The sequence below is a fragment of the Citrobacter sp. NCU1 genome, from assembly GCF_010231475.1.
Lineage (GTDB): Bacteria > Pseudomonadota > Gammaproteobacteria > Enterobacterales > Enterobacteriaceae > Citrobacter_D.
The window spans coordinates 60,495-84,915 of record NZ_NRDO01000015.1 but is presented as its reverse complement, the minus strand read 5'-3'; the positions used below and the strand labels follow the sequence as shown (position 1 = coordinate 84,915).

Sequence of the window (24,421 nt, the reverse complement as noted above, 5' to 3'; positions counted from 1 at the left end):
GTCATCATCACGTTCTCCGGATTTAGGTCAGGAACGTGTCAACGCTATTCAGGATGGGTCACATGCGAAAAAAAAGCCCGTACTTTCGTACGAGCTCTTTCTCGAATATGGCGGTGAGGGGGGGATTGACTCGCTTCGCTCGCCCTGCGGGCAGCCCACTCACTGTGTTCGTGGTCTGTCCAACTGGCTGCGCCAGTTGTCGACCCCCGGTCGGGGATTCTCATCCCCCCGGCGTGTGCAACATGCGAAAAAAAAGCCCGTACTTTCGTACGAGCTCTTTCTCGAATATGGCGGTGAGGGGGGGATTCGAACCCCCGATACGTTGCCGTATACACACTTTCCAGGCGTGCTCCTTCAGCCACTCGGACACCTCACCATATTTTTGCTGCCTGACCGCTTGGGGGGCAACGGGGCGCTACTATAGGGAGTTGCGCTAAAACGGTCAAGCAGTATTTACGCTTTAACTCTCGTTTGGTTACGCAGTGTACATCTTCCTGCCTGGCATTGCGCAGGGGAGATAAATTAGTGCTGTGAATCCAACTTTTCGTTGTTTTTCACCACATCCTGCGCCTTGCTGTAGCTTTCAATCAGCAATTGATAGGCTGGGAATATGTGGGTATACACTTCAGCCCATTCGGCCGCGTCTTCACGATTCCAGGTTCCCTGGAGTTCAGAAGCGACCGCCGCCGTATCCATTGGTACGACACCTGCCTGCACAATGCGGGCGAGGGTGATTTCTTGCGCCATTTTGCTGTACGTGCCCGAAGCATCAATCACTGCAAACACCTTGTAACCTTCACCTACTGCGCTGATGGCCGGGAACGCGATACACACACGGGTAATCGTGCCTGCGATGATAAGCGTTTTACGACCTGTAGCTTTTACTGCGTTAACAAACTCGTCGTTATCCCATGCATTAATTTCGCCTTTACGTGCAACGTACTGCGCATGCGGCGCATTGGCGTGGATCTCCGGGATCAGGGGACCATTAGGACCTTGCGGTACGGATGCGGTGGTAATTACCGGCATTTTCGACAGCGTTGCCATTTTGGCCAACGCGGCGGCGCGTGCACGTAGCTCTGGCATTGGCATATCGCCCACGGTCTGGAATAAACCGCTCTGGTGATGCGCGTATTATCCGATCGTGGGCATCGTCTTTTTGCCAGCCCGGGATTGATCGCCCGGATGGGGTCTCTTTCTTCGCCTGCCGAGCTTAACAACTGGCCGGGCCTGAGTCTTGCCGCCGGGAAACATGTTCACCGATGGGAATTGTTGGGGCCTGAAGGGGCAAGGGCAGACATCCATTTTACGCCACGTTTGATTACCACCGATATGCTGGCGCTACGCGAGGCGGCTGTCGCGGGTGTTGGCGTTGTACAATTACCGGTATTGATGGTCAAAGAGCAACTGGCTGCCGATGAACTGGTGGCTTTACTGGATGGATGGGAACCTAAAAGTGACGTTATCCACGCGGTATTTCCGTCTCGCCGTGGATTGCTGCCTTCTGTACGTGCATGAGTGGACTTCTTAACGGAAGAATATGCGCGAATGGTTGAAGATTAACGCGTGACATTGCGCCCACAAAAAAGGCCGGATAAACCGACCTTTTATTATCTTTGCCATTTTGGCGTGAAAACAATCAGCGACTACGGAAGACAATGCGGCCTTTGCTCAGGTCGTACGGGGTCAGCTCAACAGTCACTTTGTCGCCCGTCAGGATGCGGATATAGTTTTTACGCATTTTACCGGAGATGTGTGCAGTAACCACGTGACCGTTTTCTAACTCTACGCGGAACATGGTATTAGGTAACGTTTCGAGAACGGTACCCTGCATTTCAATATTGTCTTCTTTGGCCATCTAATCCTCTGGGGTATCACTACCGTAATTTGAACCGGCAAGATAATGCCGAAGTTCTTTTAATAAGTAAAGATTTGCGCGTTTAAAACGCAGCAAACCAGGTTTGGCGCATTACTCCGATCACACACGGCAAAGCCGCACTAAAAGCGCAACGTATAAGGGAGCGATGAGATAAACGATGGGCGTTACCTGACGCGAACTGTTCCTTAACGGCGGCGGGGTAATGGGCATAACCTGCTCTGCGGCACAATTATAACACCGCGACAAAAAATGTGCCGAAAACATTCACTCCTCAGGTGAAAATAACGTACGAGGCACCCAAAAAAGGCCTGGCAATCGCTGCTGGCGCATTATGCTGAGGTGTTCAAGGTACTCACGGCGGGCTATTTCTGAGGCCCCCAGTGACGCGGTATGGCTATTTAGCACCTGGCAGTCGATCAGCTTTCCCCCCTGACGGCGAAATTCAGCGCAAAAAATAAGCAGTGCGGTTTTGGAGGCGTTTTCCTGGCGGCTGAACATCGATTCACCGCAAAAAAGGGTGCCTTGCGATACGCCATACATTCCGCCGACTAATTCATTGTGGCGCCATACTTCAATAGAGTGCGCATGCCCTAATTCATGCAAACGATGATAAGCCTCCACTATATCGCGCGTTATCCATGTCCCTTCCTCGCGATCGTTGGCACAGCCTTCAATAACCTGGTCAAAGGCATAATTCAGCGTCACCCGATAGGGCGAGTGTTTGTGAAAACGCTTCATGCTGCGACTGAGATGAAAGTGTTCCGGCCATAAAACCGCGCGAGGGTCGGGTGACCACCAGAGAATCGGATCGCCAGGTGAAAACCACGGAAATATGCCCCGCTGGTATGCCATTAACAAGCGGGCGGGACTAAGATCGCCCCCAAGGGCTAATAACCCATTGGGCTCGCGCAAAGCGCCTTCCGGGGAAGGGAAGGCTATTGAGTGGCGAGAAAGCTGAACCAGGCGCATGACAGCACAACTCCAGTACGCAAGTCGGATCGTTCAATAATAGCTTACAGACGTTGCTTAAACTGGTAATAACGACCCTGCCTGGCTAACAGAGCTGCGTGATTACCTTGCTCAATAATTTGGCCGTTGTCCATCACTATTATTTGATCAAATCGCGACAGTCCGCGCAGGCGGTGTGTGACCATTAACAGCGTTTTGTTTCGCATAACATCGGCAAGCAATTCAAGCATTTGACTTTCCGTTGTGGCGTCTAACCCTTCGGTCGGTTCATCCAACAACACCAGCGGAGCGTCGTGCAATACGGCGCGGGCGATGGCCAAACGGCGAAGTTCACCGCCGGATAACTGACGCCCCCCTTCACCTAACCAGCTATTAAGCCCGCCATCGTCGAGTAATTTCTCCAGACCGACACGGCTCAGCATTTCTGACAGCGCTTCGTCACTGGCATTTGGAGCCGCCAGCAGAAGGTTGTCACGCAGTGTGGCGCTGAACAGATGGACGCGCTGCGGTACGACGCTGATAGTGGCGCGCAGCGTGGCTTCGTTAAGTGCTGAAATCGGCTGATTGTTGATGAGGATCTCGCCCTGCTGCGGGTCCCACGCGCGGGTCAGTAACTGCAATAGCGTCGATTTACCACAACCTGTACGCCCAAGAATGGCAATATGCTCGCCAGGCTTCGCGTGCAGCGAGAGGGATTCCAGCGCTTTTTTCGCCTGCTCAGGGTAGCTGAACGAAATATCACGCATCGTCAGCGTCACCTGCTCTGGTACTGCTGAATCCGTATCCGGAAATTCCACTTCGGGTTTCTGTTCGGTGAGTTCGGTAATACGCAATGCGGAGGCGATAACCTGGCCAAGATGCTGGAACGCGCCTGTCACGGGAGCCAGCGCCTCAAATGCCGCCAGCGCGCAAAAGACGAAAAGTGCGATCAGGGCGCCGGGTTTGTCGTTGCCACCCACGCCTCCAGAGGCCATCCATAGCATTAGCATGACCGCCAGCGCGCCAATCAACAGCATGACGGCCTGAGACAGTGCGGTCAGTTCAGACTGATGGCGTTGGGCTTCATGCCACTGCATTTCTGTGCTTTCCATCTGCGCCCGGTAGCGATCGCTGGCGCCAAAGATGGTCAATTCTGCTTGTCCTTGCAGCCAGGCGGTGAGTTGCTGGCGATACTGTCCGCGCAGGTGGGTCAGGCTCTGTCCGGTACTTTTCCCTGCGCGGTAAAACAGCGGAGGCAGAATGAACAAAGTGAGCAACATAACCCCCCCCAGCGTTATCGCGAGGGTGAAATCGAGAAAGCTCAGGCCCAGGGTGACGACCATAATCACCACAAAGGCGCCCACGATAGGAGAGATGACGCGCAAATAGAGATGATCGAGCGTATCGACATCAGCCACCACGCGGTTAAGCAACTCCCCCTGCCGATAGCGGGCAAGCCCCGCCGGAGAGAGCGGCAACAGTTTGCTAAAGGTATAAATTCGCAAATGCTGCAAGACGCGAAACGTCGCGTCGTGGCTGACTAACCGTTCAAAATAGCGACCGGCAGTTCGGGTAATCGCCGCGCCACGTACGCCTGCGGCAGGCAGCATATAGTTAAAACTGTAAATGCCGGTAACACCCACGACAGCGGACGCTGACAGGAACCAGCCGGACAGCGTCAACAGCCCAATGCTGGCCAACAGCGTGACGATCGCCAGCACGATCCCGAGCGTTAACATCCATTTATGGCGCTTGTAGAGCGCTAAATAGGGTAGCAAGGCGCGCATTCAGATCTCCTCCTGACGGTGAGCCAGTAACGTGGCAAACGGCCCGTTGGCGGTACTGAGCTGGGCATACTGACCGCGCTCGACAATCTGTCCGTCTTGCATCACCCAAATCGCATCCCAGTCGGCCAGATCGTCGAGTTGGTGAGTGACCATCAAGGTGGTCTGGCGTCGGGAAGCCGCATTCAATGCCTGCATGACGCGCTGCTCGCTGTGAGCGTCCAGGCTGGCTGCCGGCTCATCAAGCAAAAGCAGTTTGCACGGGTTCAACAGCGCACGCGCAACGGCAACGCGCTGCGCCTGGCCGACGGAAAGCCGACCGGCCTGATCGCCCGTCGGTGTGTCTACGCCTTGCGGTAGCATTGGTAAAAACTCGCTGACCCAGGCATTGTCGAGCGCGGCTTTGAGCTCTTGCTCACTGGCATTCGGGTGCGCTAACAGCACATTTTCCCGCAATGTTCCCGCTGGGAGTTGCGGGTTTTGTCCGACCCAGGAAAGCTGCTTACGCCAGGATTCGGGAGACAAATCGCGCAGTTCAATACCGTTAATACGCAATGACCCCTGGTATGAAAGAAAACCGGATAACGCATTCAAAAGAGAGCTTTTCCCTGAACCACTGCGCCCGACCAGTACCGCGCGGTGGCCTGCGGGTAGTGAGAAATTCAACGGACCGGCGAGTATTTTACCTTCCGGGGAGGTGATAATCAGATCCTGGGCTTCAACCGAGACAGGGTCTTTGGTCGCAAGCTCAATATCGCCACGCTCCGGGTGGGCAAGGGGCGTTTCCATAAACGTTTTCAGGCTGTCAGCCGCGCCTACCGCCTGGGCTTTAGCGTGATAAAACGTGCCAAGGTCGCGTAAAGGCTGAAAGAACTCAGGGGCAAGAATCAGCGCCAGGAAACCTGCGGCGAGCGTGACGCCGGTGCTATAGTGACCGAAGTTCAGTTCGCCAAGATAAGAGAAGCCGAAGTAGACGGCGACCAGCGCGATGGAAAGCGAGGTAAAGAACTCGAGAACGCCCGAGGATAAAAAGGCAAGGCGCAGGACTTCCATGGTGCGTTGGCGAAAATCCTGTGAGGCGGCGCGGATGCTTTCCGTTTCTGCTTCCCCACGCCCAAAAATGCGTAACGTTTCCATGCCGCGCAAACGATCGAGAAAATGACCGCTCAGACGCGCAAGGGCCTGGAAATTACGGCGGTTGGCATCAGCAGCCCCCATACCGACCATCGCCATGAATAATGGAATCAGCGGCGCCGTTCCGAGCAGGATCAGCGCGGCGGCCCAGTTTATCGGAAAAATAGCCGCAACGATCAGCAGCGGCACGCTGACAGCCAGCGCCATTTGCGGAAGATAGCGCGCATAATAATCGTGCATATCGTCAATCTGTTCGAGTACCAGCGTCGCCCAACTGCCTGCGGGTTTACCCTGAATCCACGCTGGTCCTGCCTGTTGCAGGCGATCCAACACCTGACGACGGATTTCAAAGCGGATATGCTGCCCGGCATGAAAACCGACCCGTTCACGCAACCAGACGACCCAGGCGCGCAGAATAAAAATCAGTGCCAGAACAATGAAAGGGAGGAGAAGGGCTTCACGAGGAATGTTCTCCATAATCATATGTTGCAGAATACGCGCCATGAGCCAGGCTTGCGCGACAATCAATAAGCCGCTGACAAATCCCAACAGACGAGAAATATTCAGCCAGCGCTGGGAGAGGACGCTTTGCTGTTTTAACCAGCGAGTTAACTCTTTTTGACGGGTTTTATTCATTGCACGCTTAGCAGGTGAGTTATCAGAATTTTAGGCAGGGCAATGTTACAACGGGGCAAAAATAAAGGCGACTTATAGTCGCCTTTTTTACTTTTGTTACTGTTTTGTAAACTTATTTACCGGCGTCGGCTAACCCGTCGAGATAACGCTCTGCATCCAGCGCCGCCATACAACCTGTTCCCGCAGACGTGATCGCCTGGCGGTAAATGTGATCCATCACGTCGCCTGCCGCAAAGACGCCCGGAATGCTGGTTTGTGTGGCATTGCCGTGAATGCCTGACTGAACTTTGATGTAACCATTTTCCAGCTCAAGCTGACCGTCGAAAATAGCGGTGTTCGGGCTGTGGCCGATGGCAACGAACAGACCCGCAACGTCCAGCGATTCAATGTGGTCGGTGTTATGCGTATCGCGCAGGCGCAGGCCAGTGACGCCCATCTGATCGCCAGTGACTTCTTCAAGCGTACGGTGGGTATGCAGCACGATATTGCCGTTTTCGACTTTATCCATCAGACGCTTGATCAGGATTTTTTCTGCACGGAAACTGTCGCGACGGTGAATCAGATGGACCTCAGAGGCGATATTCGCCAGGTACAATGCTTCTTCAACTGCCGTGTTGCCGCCGCCGATGACCGCGACTTTTTGATTGCGATAGAAGAAACCGTCACAGGTAGCACAGGCGGAAACGCCACGCCCCTTGAACGCTTCTTCTGATGGCAAACCGAGATAGCGAGCGGAAGCCCCGGTGGCGATGATCAGCGCATCACAGGTGTATTCGCCATTGTCGCCAGTCAGACGGAACGGACGGTTCTGCAAGTCCACCTTATTGATATGATCAAAGATTATCTCAGTATCAAATTTAGTCGCATGCTCATGCATACGTTCCATCAACAGCGGCCCTGTCAGCTCGTTTGGATCGCCAGGCCAGTTTTCCACTTCGGTCGTGGTGGTCAGCTGACCGCCTTTTTCCATACCGGTGATCAGTACTGGTTGCAGGTTTGCACGCGCAGCGTAGACCGCAGCGGTATATCCCGCTGGCCCTGAACCAAGAATAAGCAGTTTACTGTGTTTGGTCGTGCCCATGAGATCCCCATAGTTGTTGGCAGACAATGGGCAGGATTGTAGGGAATTTGTAGACGTAAAAAAAGGGTATAGCGATTTTGTTAACAATTCGTGTAATAGCAGGAACCAATGAGCGGCCACGATGACGGCACGATTAGAATGATTTCTACTTAAAATAGGGCCGTTATAAGGTGATTAAATGACGATTAACGACCGCTCCCAATGAATAATTGGCATGTTGTACTAAAAATCGATGTTTTGCTTTGACAATCCCCTGCCGTTTTGCGAAAACATTCATTGAAGAACAAAACAGTGATATGTGTGTGATGCATAACCATGCATGTAAATACCATGTTTACCGGGCTAGCGAAATCTACGCATGGTGTGGACAGACGCCATTCGTGATATCGATAGCGGCCATCAGGCAACGGTCTTCTCACTATAGACCAGGCATTGCGCGCCGTTAATCCCTTTGGGTTTCGGTCTATTGTGATGGGCATAGGCTCTAAACAGTGATGTGCAAAGAGTCAGGCAGGAGTAGGGAAGGAATACAGAGAGACAATAATAATGGTAGATAGCAAGAAGCGCCCTGGCAAAGATCTCGACCGCATCGATCGCAACATTCTTAATGAATTGCAAAAAGATGGCCGTATTTCTAACGTCGAGCTTTCTAAACGAGTGGGACTTTCACCGACACCCTGCCTTGAGCGTGTGCGTCGGCTCGAAAGACAGGGGTTTATTCAGGGCTATACGGCACTGTTAAACCCGCATTATCTGGATGCATCACTTCTGGTTTTTGTTGAGATTACTCTGAATCGTGGTGCGCCAGATGTGTTTGAACAATTTAACACCGCAGTACAAAAACTTGAAGAAATTCAAGAGTGTCATTTAGTTTCCGGTGATTTCGACTACCTGTTGAAAACACGCGTGCCGGATATGTCTGCCTACCGTAAGTTGCTGGGGGAAACCCTGCTGCGTCTGCCGGGCGTGAATGACACCCGTACCTATGTGGTGATGGAAGAAGTAAAACAGAGCAATCGTCTGGTAATTAAGACGCGCTAACACGGAACAGGTGCAAAATCGACGCAGTTTGATTACACTCCTGTTAATCCATACAGCAACAGTGCCGGGGCAACCCGGTGCTGTTGTCCGTTTTAGCATCGGGCAGGAAAAGCCTGAAACCTGGAGAGCCTTTTTTGAGCCAGGAATATACTGAAGACAAAGAAGTCACATTGACAAAATTAAGCAGCGGGCGCCGACTTCTGGAAGCGTTGCTGATCCTTATTGCCCTTTTTGCCGTCTGGTTGATGGCAGCCTTACTGAGTTTTAATCCCTCAGATCCCAGTTGGTCGCAGACGGCATGGCACGAACCTATCCATAATCTGGGCGGTATGCCGGGAGCCTGGCTGGCTGACACCTTGTTCTTCATTTTTGGCGTAATGGCTTACACCATCCCGATCATAATCGTGGGGGGATGCTGGTTCGCCTGGCGCCATCAGGCCAGCGACGAATATATCGATTATTTTGCCGTGTCGTTGCGCGTGATCGGCGTGCTGGCGCTCATTCTGACCTCCTGCGGTCTTGCGGCAATTAATGCTGATGACATCTGGTATTTCGCGTCTGGCGGCGTGATTGGCAGTCTGCTGAGCACGACGCTTCAACCTTTGCTGCACAGCAGTGGGGGAACCATCGCATTATTGTGCATCTGGGCCGCTGGTCTGACGCTATTTACGGGGTGGTCGTGGGTCAGCATTGCAGAAAAATTAGGCGGCTGGTTGCTCAATATTCTGACATTCGCCAGCAATCGTACCCGTCGTGATGATACGTGGGTCGATGATGAAGAGTATGAAGATGACGAAGAGTTTGCTGATGAAGGTGACGGCGTAAAACGAGAGTCCCGACGCGCACGTATTCTTCGGGGCGCACTGGCGCGACGCAAACGTCTGGCAGAGAAGTTTTCCAACCCTCGCGGTCGCCATACCGATGCGGCGCTGTTTTCCGGCAAACGCATGGATGATGATGAGGAAATTGAATATAGCGCAGGTGGTGTAGCTGCCGATCCTAACGACGTGCTGTTCTCCGGGCATCGTGCGACTCAGCCTGAGTATGATGAATATGATCCGTTGCTCAATGGTCACTCGGTCACCGAGCCAGTCGCCGCAGCCGCAGTAGCGACAGCCGCTACGCAAGCCTGGGCTGCGCCTGCCGAACCCGCACTACAAACACCGTCGATTCCCGGTGCCGAACCTGTGCCTGTTGTACCTGAAGTGCAATGGCAACCTGTGCCAGGGCCGGAATATACCGACCCTGTTATCGCCCCAGCGCCGGAAGGGTATCCGCAACCGTCACAATATGTTCAACCTCAGGTTCCCGTTCATGAACCCTGGCAGCAACCTGCGCCAGTCGAACCTCAGCCGCAGTATTATGCGCCACCGGTGTCGGAGCCTGGCTATGAACAACCTGTAGCGCCGCAGCCGCAAACGTCATGGCCGCCACAGGAATCCGTTGCGGAGCAACGCTGGCAACCTGAACCGGTTTACCCACAAGAGTCGGTGCATTCCTCTGAACCTGTTCATCAACCGGAACCCATTGCCGTTGCGCCAGAGCCAGAGGTTGAAGAATCTAAACCTGCACGCCCACCGCTTTACTATTTTGAAGAGGTGGAAGAGAAGCGCGCGCGTGAGCGTGAGCAACTTGCAGCGTGGTATCAACCTATTCCTGAGCCCGTGCAAGAACCTGAGCCGGTGAAATATTCTTCCCCCGTGACGGCGGCTATACCGCCAGTGGAATCTCTTGCCGCAGTGGCACCATTAGCGGCAGGCGTGAAAGATGCGACGTTGGCGGCAGGGGCGACAGCCGCTGCGGGCGCGCCAGTGTTTAGTCTCGCAGGGGACGGCGCGCCACGCCCGCAAGTTAAAGAAGGTATTGGACCGCAATTACCGAGACCAAATCGTGTGCGTGTTCCAACGCGCCGTGAACTGGCATCGTATGGTATCAAATTACCGTCTCAGCGCATGGCGGAAGAGAAAGCGCGTGAGGCGGAGCGTCAACCGTTCGATTCTGACACGCAGTACTCTGAAGACGAAATCGAAGCGATGCAGCAAGATGAACTGGCTCGCCAGTTTGCACAATCGCAGCAGCATCGTTATGGCCAGGAGTATCAGCACGATGTTTCGCAACCGGAAGACGAAGATGCCAGCGCTGAAGCCGAGTTGGCACGCCAGTTTGCCTCTTCACAGCAACAGCGTTATTCCGGTGAACAACCCTCTGGCGCGAATCCATTCTCGCTGGATGATTTTGAATTCTCACCGATGAAAACATTGGTGGATGAGGGACCGCATGAGCCGTTGTTTACCCCAGGTGTGATGCCGGAAGTTCAACAACCGCAGTATCAGCAGCCACAGCAACCTGTTGCACAGCCGCCGCAGTACCCGGTTCAGCAGCCTCAACAGCAGCAGGCCTATCAGCCGCAGGTTCAGCAGTCGCATCAACCTGCTCCGCAGCCAAAGGAAAGCCTGATTCATCCGCTGCTGATGCGTAACGGCGACAGTCGTCCGGCCCTTAAACCGACCACGCCGCTGCCGTCATTAGATCTGCTGACGCCGCCGCCAACGGAAGTTGAGCCGGTAGATACCTTCGCGCTTGAGCAAATGGCGCGCCTGGTCGAAGCACGACTGGCGGATTTCCGTATTAAAGCAGACGTTGTGAACTACTCACCGGGCCCGGTTATCACCCGCTTCGAGCTGAATCTGGCACCGGGCGTGAAAGCGGCGCGTATTTCCAACCTGTCGCGCGATTTGGCCCGTTCTCTGTCTACTGTCGCAGTGCGCGTCGTGGAAGTGATTCCAGGCAAACCCTACGTAGGTTTGGAATTGCCGAACAAAAAGCGCCAGACCGTTTATCTGCGTGAAGTGCTCGACTGCGCGCGCTTTCGCGATAACCCGTCGCCGCTCTCCGTGGTGTTGGGTAAAGACATCGCCGGTGAGCCCGTGGTGGCTGACCTGGCGAAAATGCCGCACCTTCTGGTTGCCGGTACCACCGGTTCCGGTAAATCGGTCGGCGTGAACGCGATGATCCTCAGCATGCTCTACAAATCGCAGCCGGAAGACGTTCGCTTTATCATGATCGACCCGAAAATGCTGGAACTTTCAGTTTACGAAGGTATTCCGCATTTGTTGACCGAAGTGGTTACCGACATGAAAGACGCCGCCAACGCCCTGCGCTGGAGCGTCAATGAGATGGAACGCCGCTACAAGTTGATGTCAGCGTTGGGCGTGCGTAACCTGGCGGGCTACAACGAGAAAATTGCCGAGGCGAAACGTATGGGGCGTCCGATTCCGGACCCGTACTGGAAACCGGGCGACAGCATGGATGCCACACATCCGGTGCTGGAAAAACTGCCGTATATCGTGGTGCTGGTAGATGAATTTGCTGACCTGATGATGACCGTTGGCAAAAAAGTGGAAGAGTTGATCGCGCGTCTGGCACAGAAAGCGCGTGCTGCGGGTATCCACCTGGTGCTGGCCACCCAGCGTCCGTCAGTTGATGTCATTACTGGCCTGATTAAAGCGAACATACCAACGCGTATCGCCTTTACGGTGTCGAGCAAAATCGACTCCCGTACCATTCTCGACCAGGGCGGTGCGGAATCGTTGCTTGGGATGGGGGATATGCTCTACTCCGGCCCGAACTCCAGCACGCCTGTGCGTGTTCACGGCGCGTTCGTTCGCGATGAAGAAGTTCACGCTGTTGTGCAGGACTGGAAAGCGCGCGGTCGTCCACAGTACGTCGACGGCATTACCTCCGATAGCGAAGGTGAAGGCGGCGGTGGCGGCTTAGACGGTGGCGAGGAGCTGGATCCCTTATTCGATCAGGCCGTGAACTTCGTGACCCAAAAACGTAAAGCATCGATCTCCGGCGTACAGCGTCAGTTCCGCATTGGCTATAACCGTGCGGCGCGCATCATCGAGCAGATGGAAGCGCAGGGAATTGTCAGCGAACAAGGTCATAACGGCAATCGGGAAGTGTTGGCTCCGCCTCCCTTTGATTGATTGCAAAGATCGGTAAATAAATAAGAATTCAGTATTTTCTTCTTTCCTCATGCTGATTTTTGGCCTGGAATGGATAGCAGAGGAATCTCCCCATCGGGAGTGACGTATTTTGAGGAATAACAATGAAAAAAATCGCAATCACCTGTGCATTACTCTCAAGCTTTGTCGTGAGCAGCGTATGGGCCGATGCCGCCAGCGATCTGAAAAGTCGTCTGGATAAAGTCAGCAGCTTCCACGCCAGCTTCACTCAGAAAGTGACCGATGGCAGCGGTGCAGCGGTTCAGGAAGGTCAGGGTGATTTATGGGTTAAGCGCCCAAACCTGTTTAACTGGCATATGACGCAGCCCGACGAGAGCATTCTGGTCTCTGACGGTAAAACGCTCTGGTTCTTTAACCCCTTTGTCGAGCAGGCAACGGCGACCTGGTTGAAGGATGCGACAGGCAATACGCCGTTTATGCTGATTGCCCGCAACCAGTCTAGCGACTGGCAGCAATACAACATTAAGCAAAACGGTGATGACTTTGTCCTGACGCCGAAAACCAGCAACGGGAATCTGAAGCAGTTCACCATCAATGTCGGGCGTGACGGCACCATCCATCAATTTAGCGCGGTAGAGCAAGATGGTCAGCGCAGCAACTATCAGCTGAAGTCTCAGCAGAATGGTGCTGTAGAAGCATCGAAATTTACCTTTACCCCTCCGCAAGGCGTAACGGTAGACGACCAACGTAAGTAGAGGCATGTGAGTGAGCAATCTGTCGCTCGATTTTTCTGACAATACTTTTCAGCCACTGGCCGCACGCATGCGGCCAGAAAATTTAGCGCAGTATATTGGTCAACAGCATCTGCTGGCGGCCGGTAAGCCATTACCTCGCGCCATCGAGGCGGGGCATCTGCACTCAATGATCCTGTGGGGACCGCCAGGTACCGGAAAAACGACCCTTGCCGAAGTGATCGCCCGTTATGCGAATGCGGATGTCGAACGTATTTCTGCTGTCACCTCCGGCGTGAAAGAGATCCGCGAAGCCATTGAACGTGCTCGTCAGAACCGTAACGCGGGTCGCCGTACCATTCTTTTTGTCGACGAAGTTCACCGCTTCAATAAAAGTCAGCAGGATGCGTTTCTGCCGCATATTGAAGACGGCACCATCACTTTTATCGGCGCCACGACCGAAAACCCTTCCTTTGAGCTGAATTCCGCGCTGTTATCGCGAGCGCGCGTCTATTTGTTGAAATCGCTGACCACCGACGATATTGAGCGGGTGCTGAGACAGGCGATGGAAGACAAAGCGCGTGGCTATGGCGGTCAGGATATTGTCCTGCCGGATGAAACATGCCGGGCGATAGCCGAGCTGGTTAACGGCGATGCGCGTCGTGCGTTAAACACGCTTGAAATGATGGCGGATATGGCGGAAGTGGACGCCAGTGGAAAACGTGTTCTTCAATCTGCGTTACTGACAGAGATTGCCGGGGAACGCAGTGCTCGCTTTGATAATAAAGGCGACCGCTTTTACGACCTCATCTCCGCATTGCATAAATCCGTTCGTGGCAGCGCCCCGGATGCGGCGCTCTACTGGTATGCCCGGATCATTACTGCCGGTGGCGATCCGTTGTATGTTGCGCGCCGTTGTCTGGCCATTGCTTCCGAAGATGTGGGCAATGCAGACCCACGCGCCATGCAGGTCGCGATCTCCGCATGGGACTGTTTCACTCGCGTCGGCCCCGCAGAAGGCGAACGTGCGATTGCGCAGGCGATTGTTTATCTGGCCTGTGCGCCAAAAAGTAATGCTGTTTATACCGCCTTCAAAGCCGCGCTGGCCGATGCGCGTGAACGCCCCGACTACGATGTGCCGGTTCACCTGCGTAATGCACCGACCAAACTGATGAAAGAAATGGGATACGGGCAAGAGTATCGCTACTCCCATGATGAACCCAACGCGTACGCCGCAGGTGAAGAGTATTTCCCGGCTGAAATGGCACAAACGCGCTATTACAATCCAACTAAACGGGGTCTTGAAGGTAAGATTGGCGAAAAGCTCGCCTGGCTCGCTGAACAGGATCAAAATAGCCGCACAAAACGCTACCGCTAGCGCAGGCGTTGCGGTAATGTTGGCAATGTATCTTTGCAACCGCAGGCTGCGGTTGCATTCCCTTTTTTAATTCGATAAGCACAGGATAAGCATGCTCGATCCCAATCTGCTGCGTACCGAGCCAGACGCAGTCGCAGAAAAACTGGCACGCCGGGGCTTTAAGCTGGATGTAGATAAACTTCGCGCTCTTGAAGAGCGACGTAAAGTACTGCAGGTCGAAACCGAAAACCTGCAGGCAGAGCGTAACTCGCGATCGAAATCCATTGGCCAGGCGAAAGCGCGCGGGGAAGATATCGAGCCATTACGCCTGGAAGTGAACAAACTCGGTGAGCAGCTTGATGCCGCGAAATCTGAGCTGGATGTGTTGCTGGCGGAAATCCGCGATATCGCGCTGACCATCCCGAACATCCCTCACGACGACGTACCGGTCGGCAAAGACGAAAACGACAACGTTGAAGTCAGCCGCTGGGGCACCCCGCGTCAATTCGATTTCGACGTTCGCGACCACGTTACCCTGGGTGAAATGCACAGCGGTCTCGATTTTGCCGCAGCCGTTAAACTGACCGGCTCTCGCTTTGTAGTGATGAAGGGTCAGATTGCGCGTATGCACCGTGCGCTGTCACAGTTCATGCTGGATCTGCACACCGAACAGCACGGTTACAGTGAAAACTATGTGCCGTATCTGGTGAACCACGACACGCTGTATGGTACGGGTCAGTTGCCGAAATTTGCCGGCGATCTGTTCCATACTCGTCCGCTGGAAGAAGAAGCCGACAGCAGCAACTATGCGTTGATCCCGACAGCAGAAGTCCCGCTGACCAACCTGGTGCGTGATGAAATCATCGACGAAGACCAGCTTCCGATCAAAATGACGGCGCACACGCCGTGCTTCCGTTCTGAAGCGGGTTCTTATGGTCGTGACACGCGTGGCCTCATCCGTATGCACCAGTTCGACAAAGTGGAAATGGTGCAGATCGTTCGTCCGGAAGATTCTATGGATGCACTGGAAGAGATGACCGGCCATGCTGAGAAAGTGCTTCAGTTGCTGGGTCTTCCGTATCGCAAAATTGTTCTGTGCACCGGTGACATGGGCTTCGGCGCATGCAAAACCTACGATCTGGAAGTGTGGATCCCGGCACAGAATACCTATCGCGAGATCTCTTCCTGCTCTAACGTTTGGGATTTCCAGGCTCGCCGTATGCAGGCGCGTTGCCGCAGCAAGACGGACAAAAAGACCCGTCTGGTTCATACATTGAACGGTTCTGGTCTGGCTGTGGGTCGTACTCTGGTAGCGGTAATGGAAAACTATCAGCAGGCGGATGGTCGCATTGCGGTGCCGGAAGTGTTGCGTCCGTATATGAACGGACTGGAATATATCGGCTAATACTGGTTTCTTTGATCTTAAAAAGCGCCTTCGGGCGCTTTTTTTATGTCCGTTTGACACCGAACAATAATCCATACCCCCTTAGAGGTAATACTGGCTTCGTATGAAACTCAGCATATTTCGCTGAATGTCATCACACTCATTATATATAAATTTATATAGCGATGATATCGATATATAAATAACTACACAACGAAGTGTTACTTTTGTTATGTGAGCAGCAGAGTGAGCCATTATGAAAACTAAGATCCCCGATGTCGTACTGGCAGCTGAGGTGAGTCGTCGTGGTTTGGTAAAAACGACGGCGATAGGCGGACTGGCACTCGCCAGTAGCGCGTTCACCCTGCCATTTACCCGAATCGCGAATGCCGCTGAAGCGATCAGCCCGGCTCAGCCCAGCGAAAAAATTGTCTGGAGCGCCTGTACGGTTAACTGTGGTAGCCGCTGTCCACTGCGCATGCATGTCGTGGATGGTGAAATCAAGTACGTTGAAACCGATAGTACCGGCAATGATGATTACGAAGGATTACATCAGGTACGCGCCTGTCTGCGTGGTCGTTCCATGCGTCGCCGCGTCTATAACCCGGATCGCCTGAAGTATCCAATGAAGCGTGTAGGCAAACGTGGTGAAGGCAAGTTCGAGCGCATCAGTTGGGAAGAGGCGTATGACATTATTGCCAACAACATGCAGCGCCTGATCAAAGATTACGGCAACGAATCCATCTATCTGAACTATGGGACTGGTACGCTCGGCGGCACGATGACGCGTTCCTGGCCGCCAGGAAAAACCCTGATTGCTCGTCTGATGAATTGCTGCGGTGGTTATCTGAATCACTATGGCGACTACTCGACCGCTCAGATAGCGATGGGGCTGAACTACACTTACGGCGGCTGGGCAGATGGCAACAGTCCGTCAGATATTGAGAACAGCGACCTGGTTGTTCTGTTCGGCAATAACCCGGGCGAAACACGCATGAGCGGTGGCGGGGTGACGTACTACCTCGAACAGGCTCGTCAAAAATCCAATGCTCGCATGATCATCATCGATCCTCGTTACACCGATACCGGCGCAGGGCGTGAAGATGAGTGGGTCCCGATTCGTCCGGGCACTGATGCGGCTCTGATCTCTGCTCTTGCCTGGGTAATGATTAAAGAAGACCTGGTCGATCAACCGTTCCTCGACAAGTATTGCGTAGGCTTTGACGAGAAAACGATGCCATCGGGTGCACCAGCCAATGGGCACTATAAGGCGTATATCCTGGGTCAGGGTAATGACGGTATTGAGAAAACGCCACAGTGGGCTTCAGCTATCACAGGTATTCCTGCCGAACGTATTATAAAACTCGCCCGTGAAATCGGTAATGCGAAACGCGCATTTATCAGCCAGGGCTGGGGGCCGCAGCGCCATGCAAATGGTGAAGTGGTGTCACGTGCGATTGCGATGCTGGCGATCATTACGGGTAATGTGGGTGTTAACGGGGGTAACTCTGGAGCTCGTGAAGGCTCCTACGCTCTGCCGTTTGAGCGTATGCCGACGCTGGATAACCCGGTTCAGACCAGTATCTCGATGTTTATGTGGACTGATGCGATTGAACGCGGTCCGGAAATGACTGCACTGCGTGACGGTGTGCAGGGCAAAGATAAACTCGATGTGCCGATCAAAATGATCTGGAACTATGCAGGTAACTGCCTGATCAACCAGCACTCAGAAATCAACCGCACGCATGAAATTCTCCAGGACGACAAGAAGTGCGAAATGATTGTCGTCATCGATTGCCATATGACCTCTTCAGCGAAATATGCTGATATTTTGCTGCCTGACTGCACGGCATCCGAACAGATGGACTTTGCGCTGGATGCATCCTGCGGGAATATGTCGTATGTGATTTTTGCAGACCAGGCTATCAAACCTCGTTTCGAATGCAAAACCATCTATGAGATGACCACGGAACTGGCGAAGCGCATGGGCGTTGAACAGAAATTTACCGAGGGTCGTAGCCAGGAAGAGTGGATGCGCCATCTGTACGAGCAGTCTCGCAAGGCTATCCCGGGACTGCCATCGTTTGAGGAGTTCCGCCAACAAGGCATGTACAAGCAACGCGACCCTGAAGGACATCACGTGGCTTACAAAGCGTTTCGTGAAGACCCACAGGCTAATCCACTGACGACACCGTCCGGTAAAATCGAGATCTACTCGCAGGCGTTGGCAGAGATTGCCGCGACCTGGGAATTGCCTGAAGGTGATGTGATCGATCCGCTGCCGATCTACACACCTGGTTTTGAGAGCTACAACGATCCGTTGACCAAAGACTATCCGCTCCAGTTGACAGGTTTCCACTATAAGGCACGTACTCACTCCACTTACGGTAACGTTGATGTGTTGAAAGCCGCCTGCCGTCAGGAAATGTGGATTAACCCGATGGATGCGCAAAAACGTGGCATCAATAACGGAGACAAGGTTCGTATCTTCAACGGTCGTGGCGAGGTGCACATTGAGGCGAAGGTCACGCCGCGTATGATGCCTGGCGTTGTCGCCCTGGGTGAAGGAGCCTGGTATGACCCGGATGCGAAACGTGTGGATCAGGGCGGATGCATTAACGTTCTGACAACTCAGCGTCCATCGCCTCTGGCGAAGGGGAATCCGTCACATACCAACCTCGTTCAGGTTGAAAAGGTCTAAGGAGTAACCGATGACAACTCAGTATGGATTTTTTATTGATTCCAGCCGTTGCACCGGTTGCAAAACCTGCGAGCTGGCCTGCAAAGACTATAAAGATTTAACCCCGGACGTCAGTTTCCGTCGCATTTACGAGTATGCCGGCGGCGACTGGCAGGAAGATAACGGTGTATGGCATCAGAATGTCTTTGCCTATTACCTCTCCATCGCCTGCAACCACTGTGAAGATCCGGCCTGTACTAAGGTCTGCCCAAGCGGTGCGATGCATAAACGTGAAGATGGTTTTGTGGTGGTGGACGAAGATGTCTGCATCGGTTGCCGTTATTGCCATATGGCCTGCCCATACGGTGCGCCGCAATACAATGCCGCCAAAGGCCACATGACCAAGTGCGATGGTTGTCATGACCGAGTCGCCGACGGTAAAAAACCGATTTGTGTGGAGTCCTGTCCGCTGCGTGCGCTGGACTTCGGCCCGATTGAAGAGTTGCGTAAAAAGCATGGCAGTCTGGCCGCTGTCGCACCGTTACCGGGCGCGCATTTCACGAAGCCCAGTATTGTGATCAAACCTAACGCTAATAGCCGTCCGACCGGAGATACAACCGGTTATCTGGCGAATCCGAAGGAGGTGTAAGATGGGAAGTGGATGGCATGAATGGCCGCTAATGATCTTTACGGTCTTCGGACAATGTGTCGCCGGCGGTTTTATCGTAATGGCATTAGCGCTGATAAAAGGGGATCTGCGTGCTGAATCTCAGCAGCGGGTTATTGCCTGTATGTTTGGCCTGTGGGTGTTGATGGGGATTGGTTTTATTGCCTCTATGCTTCATCTGGGCTCTCCGATGCGCGCCTTCAACTCACTTAATCGTGTGGGCTCTTCAGCGCTCAGTAATGAAATTGCCAGCGGCTCGCTCTTCTTTGCCATTGGCGGAATAGGTTGGTTGCTGGCTGTGCTCAGGAAACTCCCTCCAGCCCTGCGCAATTTGTGGTTGGTTGCGACAATGGTTCTGGGCGTTGTCTTTGTCTGGATGATGGTGCGTGTATATAACACCATCGACACCGTCCCAACCTGGTACAGTGTGTGGACTCCGCTAGGGTTCTTCCTGACGCTGTTTATGGGCGGCCCATTATTGGGGTATTTGCTGCTGCGCGTGGCGGGTGTGGATGGATGGGCAATGCGTCTGTTACCGGTGATTTCTGTCCTGGCGCTGGTTGTCAGTGCCATGATGTCCGTAATGCAGGGCGCTGAACTGGCAACCATCCATAGCTCGATTCAGCAGGCAACTGCGCTGGTGCCGGATTACGGCTCCTTGATGGCCTGGCGTATTGTATTGCTGGCGGTGGCGTTGTGCTGCTGGATCCTACCGCAATTAAAAGGATATCAACCTGCTGTACCGCTACTGTCAGTCGCGTTTATCCTGCTGTTAGTCGGGGAGTTGATTGGCCGTGGCGTGTTCTATGGCTTGCACATGACGGTCGGTATGGCAGTCGCGAGCTAAGCATAGAGAGTGTCAATTATCTGAACCGGGGCATTTGCCCCGGTTTTTCTTTTTTAACGACCAGGAAGCGAGCGAAAAACAGGCTATTTTGAATCATGAAATTTTTCGACTGAACGAAACGGGGTATTTTTGTTTTAGATCAATTAAAACAATAACATGATGTTTTTCACCTTCTATTCATTCATGTTAAGAATCAGTATTTCAAATCGATAGCCATGAAACCCCACCATGCCGCTGATTTCGCCGATTGACAATGTTTTTGGCGGTGGCATGATGCGCATGAAATTTGAACTTCCTCACGGTTTTTATCCATGACCACCTATACCCGGCCTGTCATATTGTTGCTGTGCGGCCTGCTTTTGTTGACTCTGGCGATAGCGGTATTAAACACGCTCGTTCCGCTATGGCTCGCCCAGGAAGAACTGCCGACCTGGCAGGTCGGGATTGTCAGTTCGTCCTATTTTACCGGGAACCTGGTCGGGACAATCCTCACAGGATATTTAATTAAACACCTTGGGTTTAATCGCAGCTATTACATCGCGTCGCTGATTTTTGCCGCTGGCTGTATAGGACTGGGTGTGATGGTTGGATTCTGGTCCTGGATGACCTGGCGTTTCATCGCTGGCGTCGGGTGCGCCATGATTTGGGTCGTCGTCGAAAGCGCGCTTATGTGTAGCGGCACGTCGCGAAACCGTGGCCGATTGCTTGCGGCCTATATGATGGTCTATTACGTGGGGACGTTTCTTGGCCAGGTGTTGGTCAGTAAAGTGCCGACGGATCTGATGAATGTGCTGCCATGGGTAACCGGTATGGTTCTGGCGGGAATTTTACCCCTGCTCTTTACCCGTATTCTGAATCAGCAGTCTGAAAGCCAAAGCACGACGCCGATTGTCTCTATGCTTAAGTTGCGCCAGGCGCGACTGGGTGTGAATGGCTGCATTATTTCCGGAATTGTGCTGGGTTCTCTGTACGGTCTGATGCCGCTATATCTCAAGCATCAGGGGATCAGTAATGCCAGTATCGGTTTCTGGATGGCGGTATTAGTGAGTGCCGGTATTCTGGGACAATGGCCGATAGGCCGTCTGGCGGATAAATTTGGCCGACTACTGGTTTTACGTGTCCAGGTCTTTGTTGTGATCCTCGGCAGTCTTGCCATGATGATGCAGGCTGCGATGGCGCCAGCGCTGTTTATTTTGGGTGCGGCTGGTTTTACGCTTTATCCGGTGGCGATGGCATGGGCCTGTGAAAGGGTCGGACAGCATCAACTTGTTGCGATGAATCAGGCGTTGTTGCTGAGTTATACGGTAGGTAGCTTGCTGGGCCCCTCGTTTACGGCCATGCTGATGCAAAATTATTCAGACAATCTGCTGTTTATTATGATTGCCAGCGTATCGTTTATTTATCTGCTGATGTTACTGCGTAAGGCTGGCGAACATCCGACGCCCGTGGCGCATGCCTGACGATAAAAGTCCGTTAACAACTCACATCGTTCACTTATGCCAATGAAGTCGGGGAAACAGCGGGTTTGGTTCCCGAAGGGGCCAAACCCGGTGGTCGCCCTGGATATCCCGGTTTTAAACTCAGGCTGTTATGTTAACAACAGGTTTTTTGTAACCGTCATATCTAAGAGTTTTACGTATTGTTTACTTCTTAAGAGAAACGATAATTCAATCAGGCATCTCTTTTAAAAGGCAGCAATCATGTCAGCACGTCGTTTTCTCACTACCGCGTTGGCGGTGGTGTTGTCTTTAACCTTCGCTTCTGCTCCGGTCATTGCTGATCCAGGTAACGGGAATAGCGGCGGTAAAGGCAACAGCGGCAACCATGGTAATGGAAACTCCGCTAACCATGGAAATAAACAAAATCATGAGAGCAAATCAAAGGCGGATAAAAAGAACGTCGATGATGATGTCTCTATTCATATTAATTACGATCGCGCGCGGTCGTTGGCGCTCAATTACGGTTTAACCGGATATAAAGCACTTCCTCCCGGCATTGCGAAAAACTATGCCCGCGGTAAGCCTCTGCCTCCGGGAATTGCGAAAAAAATGGTGCCTTCATCAATGTTGGGGCAATTACCGTCTTATCCTGGCTATGAGTGGCGTATTGTCGGTGAAGATCTGGTGTTGATTGCACTGAGTACCGCGATAGTCACTTCCGTGATAAACGGCGTCTTTAAGTAAATATAAAAAGCCGCAGCGCGATGGGCGTGGCAAAACAGCATGAAGCGTACTTATTTGCGCGAGGCACTTTTCGTGTCACCTGGCTGACCTTTCAGGCTGGTATTTACCATCAGCTGTAGCGCTGAAGGGGAAGTCAGGTATGTTTTGCCAAAGCAATAATCGCCGTGGACAGAATGCTAAATGCGCGGGAAGAGCAGGGTGGGTGTGCTACGCGGAGTGCCGCGAAACGCATCAGAAGAGCATTTTCTCGATGAGAACGCGGCAAATACGCTTTCGGCAAACTTGATGTCGTCAGGCTTCTACTCCAGCGATGCCAACTGTTGTGGGACGATATACTGTTTTCCGTCATAACGCAGGGTCCAGTTGGCCTTACCGAGTGTATCCTTCGCCGTGCATTCACCTTTAGCGTCAACAGAGGCTATGGATTTCACGCTTTTTTCGCTGACACGGATATCGGCGTAACCCTTATGGGAAGAGGCGTCGATAGCAAGGATACGTTTTGTATCGTTAAACTCGCCAGCGCAGTTCCCGTCCCATTCGCCGCTGTTAGCCGTCAGCGCGATCCCCTCTAATATCAGACGTAGTTGATTATTTTCAATGACGTATAACGACAGCGCATCTTCACCAATCGGATTAACGCGCGAGCTGCCGCTACGGGTTATGTGCAGACCAAAGGCGGTTTGGTTGGGCGCCACTTTCCAGCGTGCGGTATCAAGTGCGATACCCGTAATGCGGATAGCATCATCACTCATTCGTTCTGGCAGGTGTAATCGCTGTTTAACCTCCAGGGTGACGGAGTTGAGCACCAGTAACTCCAGATCGCCATTGTGGGCATAGTCGATTTTTTCCTGGGACATCAGGGGGACAGCTGCAAGCGTCAATTCAGGATGGGCAGGCCAGACACGACAAATCGCGCTTTGCGGTGAAGTGCCCGTGATATCGATAACCTGATTACCAGGGGTGATCATCGTCCCTTCCGCTGTCGGTTTCGCTTCCGGCCATGCGTGCTGGACGATGGCGCGGATGTCACAGTTGTTGGCGGCATTGGCGCACTGAGCCGACAGCAGTAAAATCCCTGAAATGAATAAACGCATCGCTTCCTTTCCTGAGTTTTCTTTTGAGGATAGCAAAACGGCTACCTAATCAGGCAGCCGCTTTGTTTTAACTATTAGTACATCACTTTATGACCATACTGCTCGAGAATACCTTTCACACGATCCATGGTCTCTTTCTTCGGTGGATGGACGCCATCAAGTTTGTACTCTTCACCCATTGCCACCCATTTGTGTTTACCCAGCTCGTGATACGGCAGCAGCTCAATTTTTTCGACGTTCCCCATATCACGGGTAAACTCGCCCAGCCGATGTGCAGAGTCGTCATCATCTGACCAACCCGGAACAACGACGTAGCGGATCCACACGTTAATATTTTTCGTTGACAGGTATTGCGCGAACTCCAGCGTGCGATGGTTAGAGACGCCGACCAGGTTCTGGTGGATCTCGTCATTCATTTGCTTCAGGTCAAGCATGACCAGGTCGGTGACTTCAAGCAGCTCGTCGATCACCGGATCGTAACGACGGACAAAACCGTTGGTGTCGAGGCAGGTGTGAATTCCCTCTTTTTTACAGGCGCGGAACCAGTCGCGAACGAACTCAGCCTGCAGAATCGCCTCACCGCCGGATGCAGTAACGCCGCCGCCAGAGGCGTTCATAAAGTGACGATAGGTGACGACTTCTTTCATCAACTCTTCAACCGTCACTTCTTTACCGCCGTGCGTGTCCCACGTATCACGGTTATGGCAGTACAGGCAGCGCATCAGGCAGCCCTGGAAAAAGGTAATAAAACGGATACCTGGGCCGTCAACGGTGCCACAGGATTCAAAGGAGTGAATACGACCAATAACTGACATTGCGGTGTTTCTCCAGATGTGGCCCATCCGGGGCCGTGTGAGTGCACAGTTGTTCACTGTGTCGAGTCTGTTTTGGCAGTCATCCATAAGTATAGATAGCTGACAAAGCAGGCTGCGGGTAGGGGAGTTACCTGTTAAAAAGGCCCCACTTACGTGGAGCCTTTATTGTACGTCATTTAATGCGTGATTTCA

17 protein-coding genes, 1 tRNA gene and 2 pseudogenes are annotated in these 24,421 nt (G+C 53.0%); 11 read left to right on the top strand and 9 right to left on the bottom strand.

The window, feature by feature from the left end:
- Window positions 1–288: 288 nt before the first annotated feature.
- Both CJP72_RS06605 and CJP72_RS06600 read right to left on the bottom strand, forming a co-directional pair.
- A tRNA-Ser gene (locus CJP72_RS06605) sits at window positions 289–376 on the bottom strand.
- A gap of 146 nt (window positions 377–522) precedes the next feature.
- Window positions 523–1,125, bottom strand: a pseudogene (locus CJP72_RS06600) (isochorismatase family protein); the annotation flags it as partial.
- On the opposite strand from CJP72_RS06600, the pseudogene CJP72_RS06595 reads away from it, so the two are divergent.
- Window positions 1,120–1,518: pseudogene (locus tag CJP72_RS06595) on the top strand (LysR substrate-binding domain-containing protein); the annotation flags it as partial. The pseudogenes CJP72_RS06600 and CJP72_RS06595 overlap by 6 nt on opposite strands.
- 121 nt (window positions 1,519–1,639) lie before the next feature.
- Here CJP72_RS06595 and infA read toward each other — a convergent pair.
- From infA to trxB, 5 genes are all read right to left on the bottom strand, one after another.
- Window positions 1,640–1,858 (bottom strand): translation initiation factor IF-1, encoded by a 219-nt coding sequence (infA, locus tag CJP72_RS06590; RefSeq protein ID WP_001040187.1) that lies wholly within the window; start codon window positions 1,856–1,858, stop codon window positions 1,640–1,642.
- A gap of 285 nt (window positions 1,859–2,143) precedes the next feature.
- On the bottom strand, window positions 2,144–2,848 hold the full coding sequence (gene aat / locus CJP72_RS06580; RefSeq protein ID WP_162380084.1) for a leucyl/phenylalanyl-tRNA--protein transferase: 705 nt from the start codon (window positions 2,846–2,848) through the stop codon (window positions 2,144–2,146).
- Between the two features lie 44 nt (window positions 2,849–2,892).
- Window positions 2,893–4,614 (bottom strand): heme ABC transporter ATP-binding protein/permease CydC, encoded by a 1,722-nt coding sequence (cydC, locus tag CJP72_RS06575; protein ID WP_162380083.1) that lies wholly within the window; start codon window positions 4,612–4,614, stop codon window positions 2,893–2,895.
- Window positions 4,615–6,381, bottom strand: coding sequence for a heme ABC transporter permease/ATP-binding protein CydD (gene cydD / locus CJP72_RS06570; RefSeq protein ID WP_162380082.1), 1,767 nt, complete (start codon window positions 6,379–6,381; stop codon window positions 4,615–4,617).
- Between the two features lie 112 nt (window positions 6,382–6,493).
- Window positions 6,494–7,462 carry a thioredoxin-disulfide reductase gene (gene trxB / locus CJP72_RS06565; RefSeq protein ID WP_193568616.1) on the bottom strand — a complete coding sequence of 323 codons (969 nt, stop codon included), beginning with the start codon at window positions 7,460–7,462 and terminating at the stop codon, window positions 6,494–6,496.
- A 546-nt stretch (window positions 7,463–8,008) separates the two neighbouring features.
- On the opposite strand from trxB, the gene lrp reads away from it, so the two are divergent.
- From lrp to CJP72_RS06515, 10 genes are all read left to right on the top strand, one after another.
- Window positions 8,009–8,503 carry a leucine-responsive transcriptional regulator Lrp gene (lrp, locus tag CJP72_RS06560; protein ID WP_000228473.1) on the top strand — a complete coding sequence of 165 codons (495 nt, stop codon included), beginning with the start codon at window positions 8,009–8,011 and terminating at the stop codon, window positions 8,501–8,503.
- 134 nt (window positions 8,504–8,637) lie between these two features.
- Window positions 8,638–12,492 carry a DNA translocase FtsK gene (locus CJP72_RS06555; RefSeq protein WP_162380080.1) on the top strand — a complete coding sequence of 1,285 codons (3,855 nt, stop codon included), beginning with the start codon at window positions 8,638–8,640 and terminating at the stop codon, window positions 12,490–12,492.
- Between the two features lie 122 nt (window positions 12,493–12,614).
- Window positions 12,615–13,226 carry an outer membrane lipoprotein chaperone LolA gene (lolA, locus tag CJP72_RS06550; protein WP_162380079.1) on the top strand — a complete coding sequence of 204 codons (612 nt, stop codon included), beginning with the start codon at window positions 12,615–12,617 and terminating at the stop codon, window positions 13,224–13,226.
- A gap of 10 nt (window positions 13,227–13,236) precedes the next feature.
- Complete coding sequence (gene rarA, locus CJP72_RS06545; protein ID WP_162380078.1) at window positions 13,237–14,580, top strand: replication-associated recombination protein RarA; 1,344 nt, start codon at window positions 13,237–13,239, stop codon at window positions 14,578–14,580.
- 91 nt (window positions 14,581–14,671) lie between these two features.
- A complete protein-coding gene (serS, locus tag CJP72_RS06540) occupies window positions 14,672–15,964 on the top strand; it encodes a serine--tRNA ligase (protein ID WP_162380077.1) in 1,293 nt (430 codons plus the stop codon).
- Window positions 15,965–16,199: 235 nt separating this feature from the next.
- Window positions 16,200–18,644: a dimethylsulfoxide reductase subunit A gene (gene dmsA, locus CJP72_RS06535; protein ID WP_162380076.1), complete on the top strand. Its 2,445-nt coding sequence runs from the start codon at window positions 16,200–16,202 to the stop codon at window positions 18,642–18,644.
- 10 nt (window positions 18,645–18,654) lie between these two features.
- Window positions 18,655–19,272: a dimethylsulfoxide reductase iron-sulfur subunit DmsB gene (gene dmsB / locus CJP72_RS06530; RefSeq protein WP_162380075.1), complete on the top strand. Its 618-nt coding sequence runs from the start codon at window positions 18,655–18,657 to the stop codon at window positions 19,270–19,272.
- Between the two features lies 1 nt (window position 19,273).
- Complete coding sequence (locus tag CJP72_RS06525; RefSeq protein WP_162380074.1) at window positions 19,274–20,137, top strand: dimethyl sulfoxide reductase anchor subunit family protein; 864 nt, start codon at window positions 19,274–19,276, stop codon at window positions 20,135–20,137.
- Between the two features lie 311 nt (window positions 20,138–20,448).
- On the top strand, window positions 20,449–21,597 hold the full coding sequence (locus CJP72_RS06520; protein WP_162380073.1) for an MFS transporter: 1,149 nt from the start codon (window positions 20,449–20,451) through the stop codon (window positions 21,595–21,597).
- Window positions 21,598–21,837: 240 nt separating this feature from the next.
- The gene (locus CJP72_RS06515; protein WP_162380072.1) at window positions 21,838–22,320 is read left to right on the top strand and encodes an anti-virulence regulator CigR family protein; all 483 of its coding nucleotides are present in this window, start codon (window positions 21,838–21,840) and stop codon (window positions 22,318–22,320) included.
- Window positions 22,321–22,619: 299 nt separating this feature from the next.
- On the opposite strand, the gene CJP72_RS06510 is transcribed toward CJP72_RS06515, so the two are convergent.
- Window positions 22,620–23,414, bottom strand: coding sequence for a hypothetical protein (locus CJP72_RS06510; protein WP_162380071.1), 795 nt, complete (start codon window positions 23,412–23,414; stop codon window positions 22,620–22,622).
- Window positions 23,415–23,488: 74 nt separating this feature from the next.
- A complete protein-coding gene (gene pflA, locus CJP72_RS06505) occupies window positions 23,489–24,229 on the bottom strand; it encodes a pyruvate formate lyase 1-activating protein (protein ID WP_162380070.1) in 741 nt (246 codons plus the stop codon).
- Window positions 24,230–24,421 lie beyond the last annotated feature (192 nt).

Bases quoted from the DNA above. Each gene is read 5' to 3' on its own strand.
- infA (WP_001040187.1), bottom strand. From the start codon at position 1,858: ATGGCCAAAGAAGACAATATTGAAATGCAGGGTACCGTTCTCGAAACG.
- aat (WP_162380084.1), bottom strand. From the start codon at position 2,848: ATGCGCCTGGTTCAGCTTTCTCGCCACTCAATAGCCTTCCCTTCCCCG.
- cydC (WP_162380083.1), bottom strand. From the start codon at position 4,614: ATGCGCGCCTTGCTACCCTATTTAGCGCTCTACAAGCGCCATAAATGG.
- cydD (WP_162380082.1), bottom strand. From the start codon at position 6,381: ATGAATAAAACCCGTCAAAAAGAGTTAACTCGCTGGTTAAAACAGCAA.
- trxB (WP_193568616.1), bottom strand. From the start codon at position 7,462: ATGGGCACGACCAAACACAGTAAACTGCTTATTCTTGGTTCAGGGCCA.
- lrp (WP_000228473.1), top strand. From the start codon at position 8,009: ATGGTAGATAGCAAGAAGCGCCCTGGCAAAGATCTCGACCGCATCGAT.
- lolA (WP_162380079.1), top strand. From the start codon at position 12,615: ATGAAAAAAATCGCAATCACCTGTGCATTACTCTCAAGCTTTGTCGTG.
- serS (WP_162380077.1), top strand. From the start codon at position 14,672: ATGCTCGATCCCAATCTGCTGCGTACCGAGCCAGACGCAGTCGCAGAA.
- dmsA (WP_162380076.1), top strand. From the start codon at position 16,200: ATGAAAACTAAGATCCCCGATGTCGTACTGGCAGCTGAGGTGAGTCGT.
- dmsB (WP_162380075.1), top strand. From the start codon at position 18,655: ATGACAACTCAGTATGGATTTTTTATTGATTCCAGCCGTTGCACCGGT.
- CJP72_RS06525 (WP_162380074.1), top strand. From the start codon at position 19,274: ATGGGAAGTGGATGGCATGAATGGCCGCTAATGATCTTTACGGTCTTC.
- CJP72_RS06520 (WP_162380073.1), top strand. From the start codon at position 20,449: ATGACCACCTATACCCGGCCTGTCATATTGTTGCTGTGCGGCCTGCTT.
- CJP72_RS06515 (WP_162380072.1), top strand. From the start codon at position 21,838: ATGTCAGCACGTCGTTTTCTCACTACCGCGTTGGCGGTGGTGTTGTCT.
- CJP72_RS06510 (WP_162380071.1), bottom strand. From the start codon at position 23,414: ATGCGTTTATTCATTTCAGGGATTTTACTGCTGTCGGCTCAGTGCGCC.
- pflA (WP_162380070.1), bottom strand. From the start codon at position 24,229: ATGTCAGTTATTGGTCGTATTCACTCCTTTGAATCCTGTGGCACCGTT.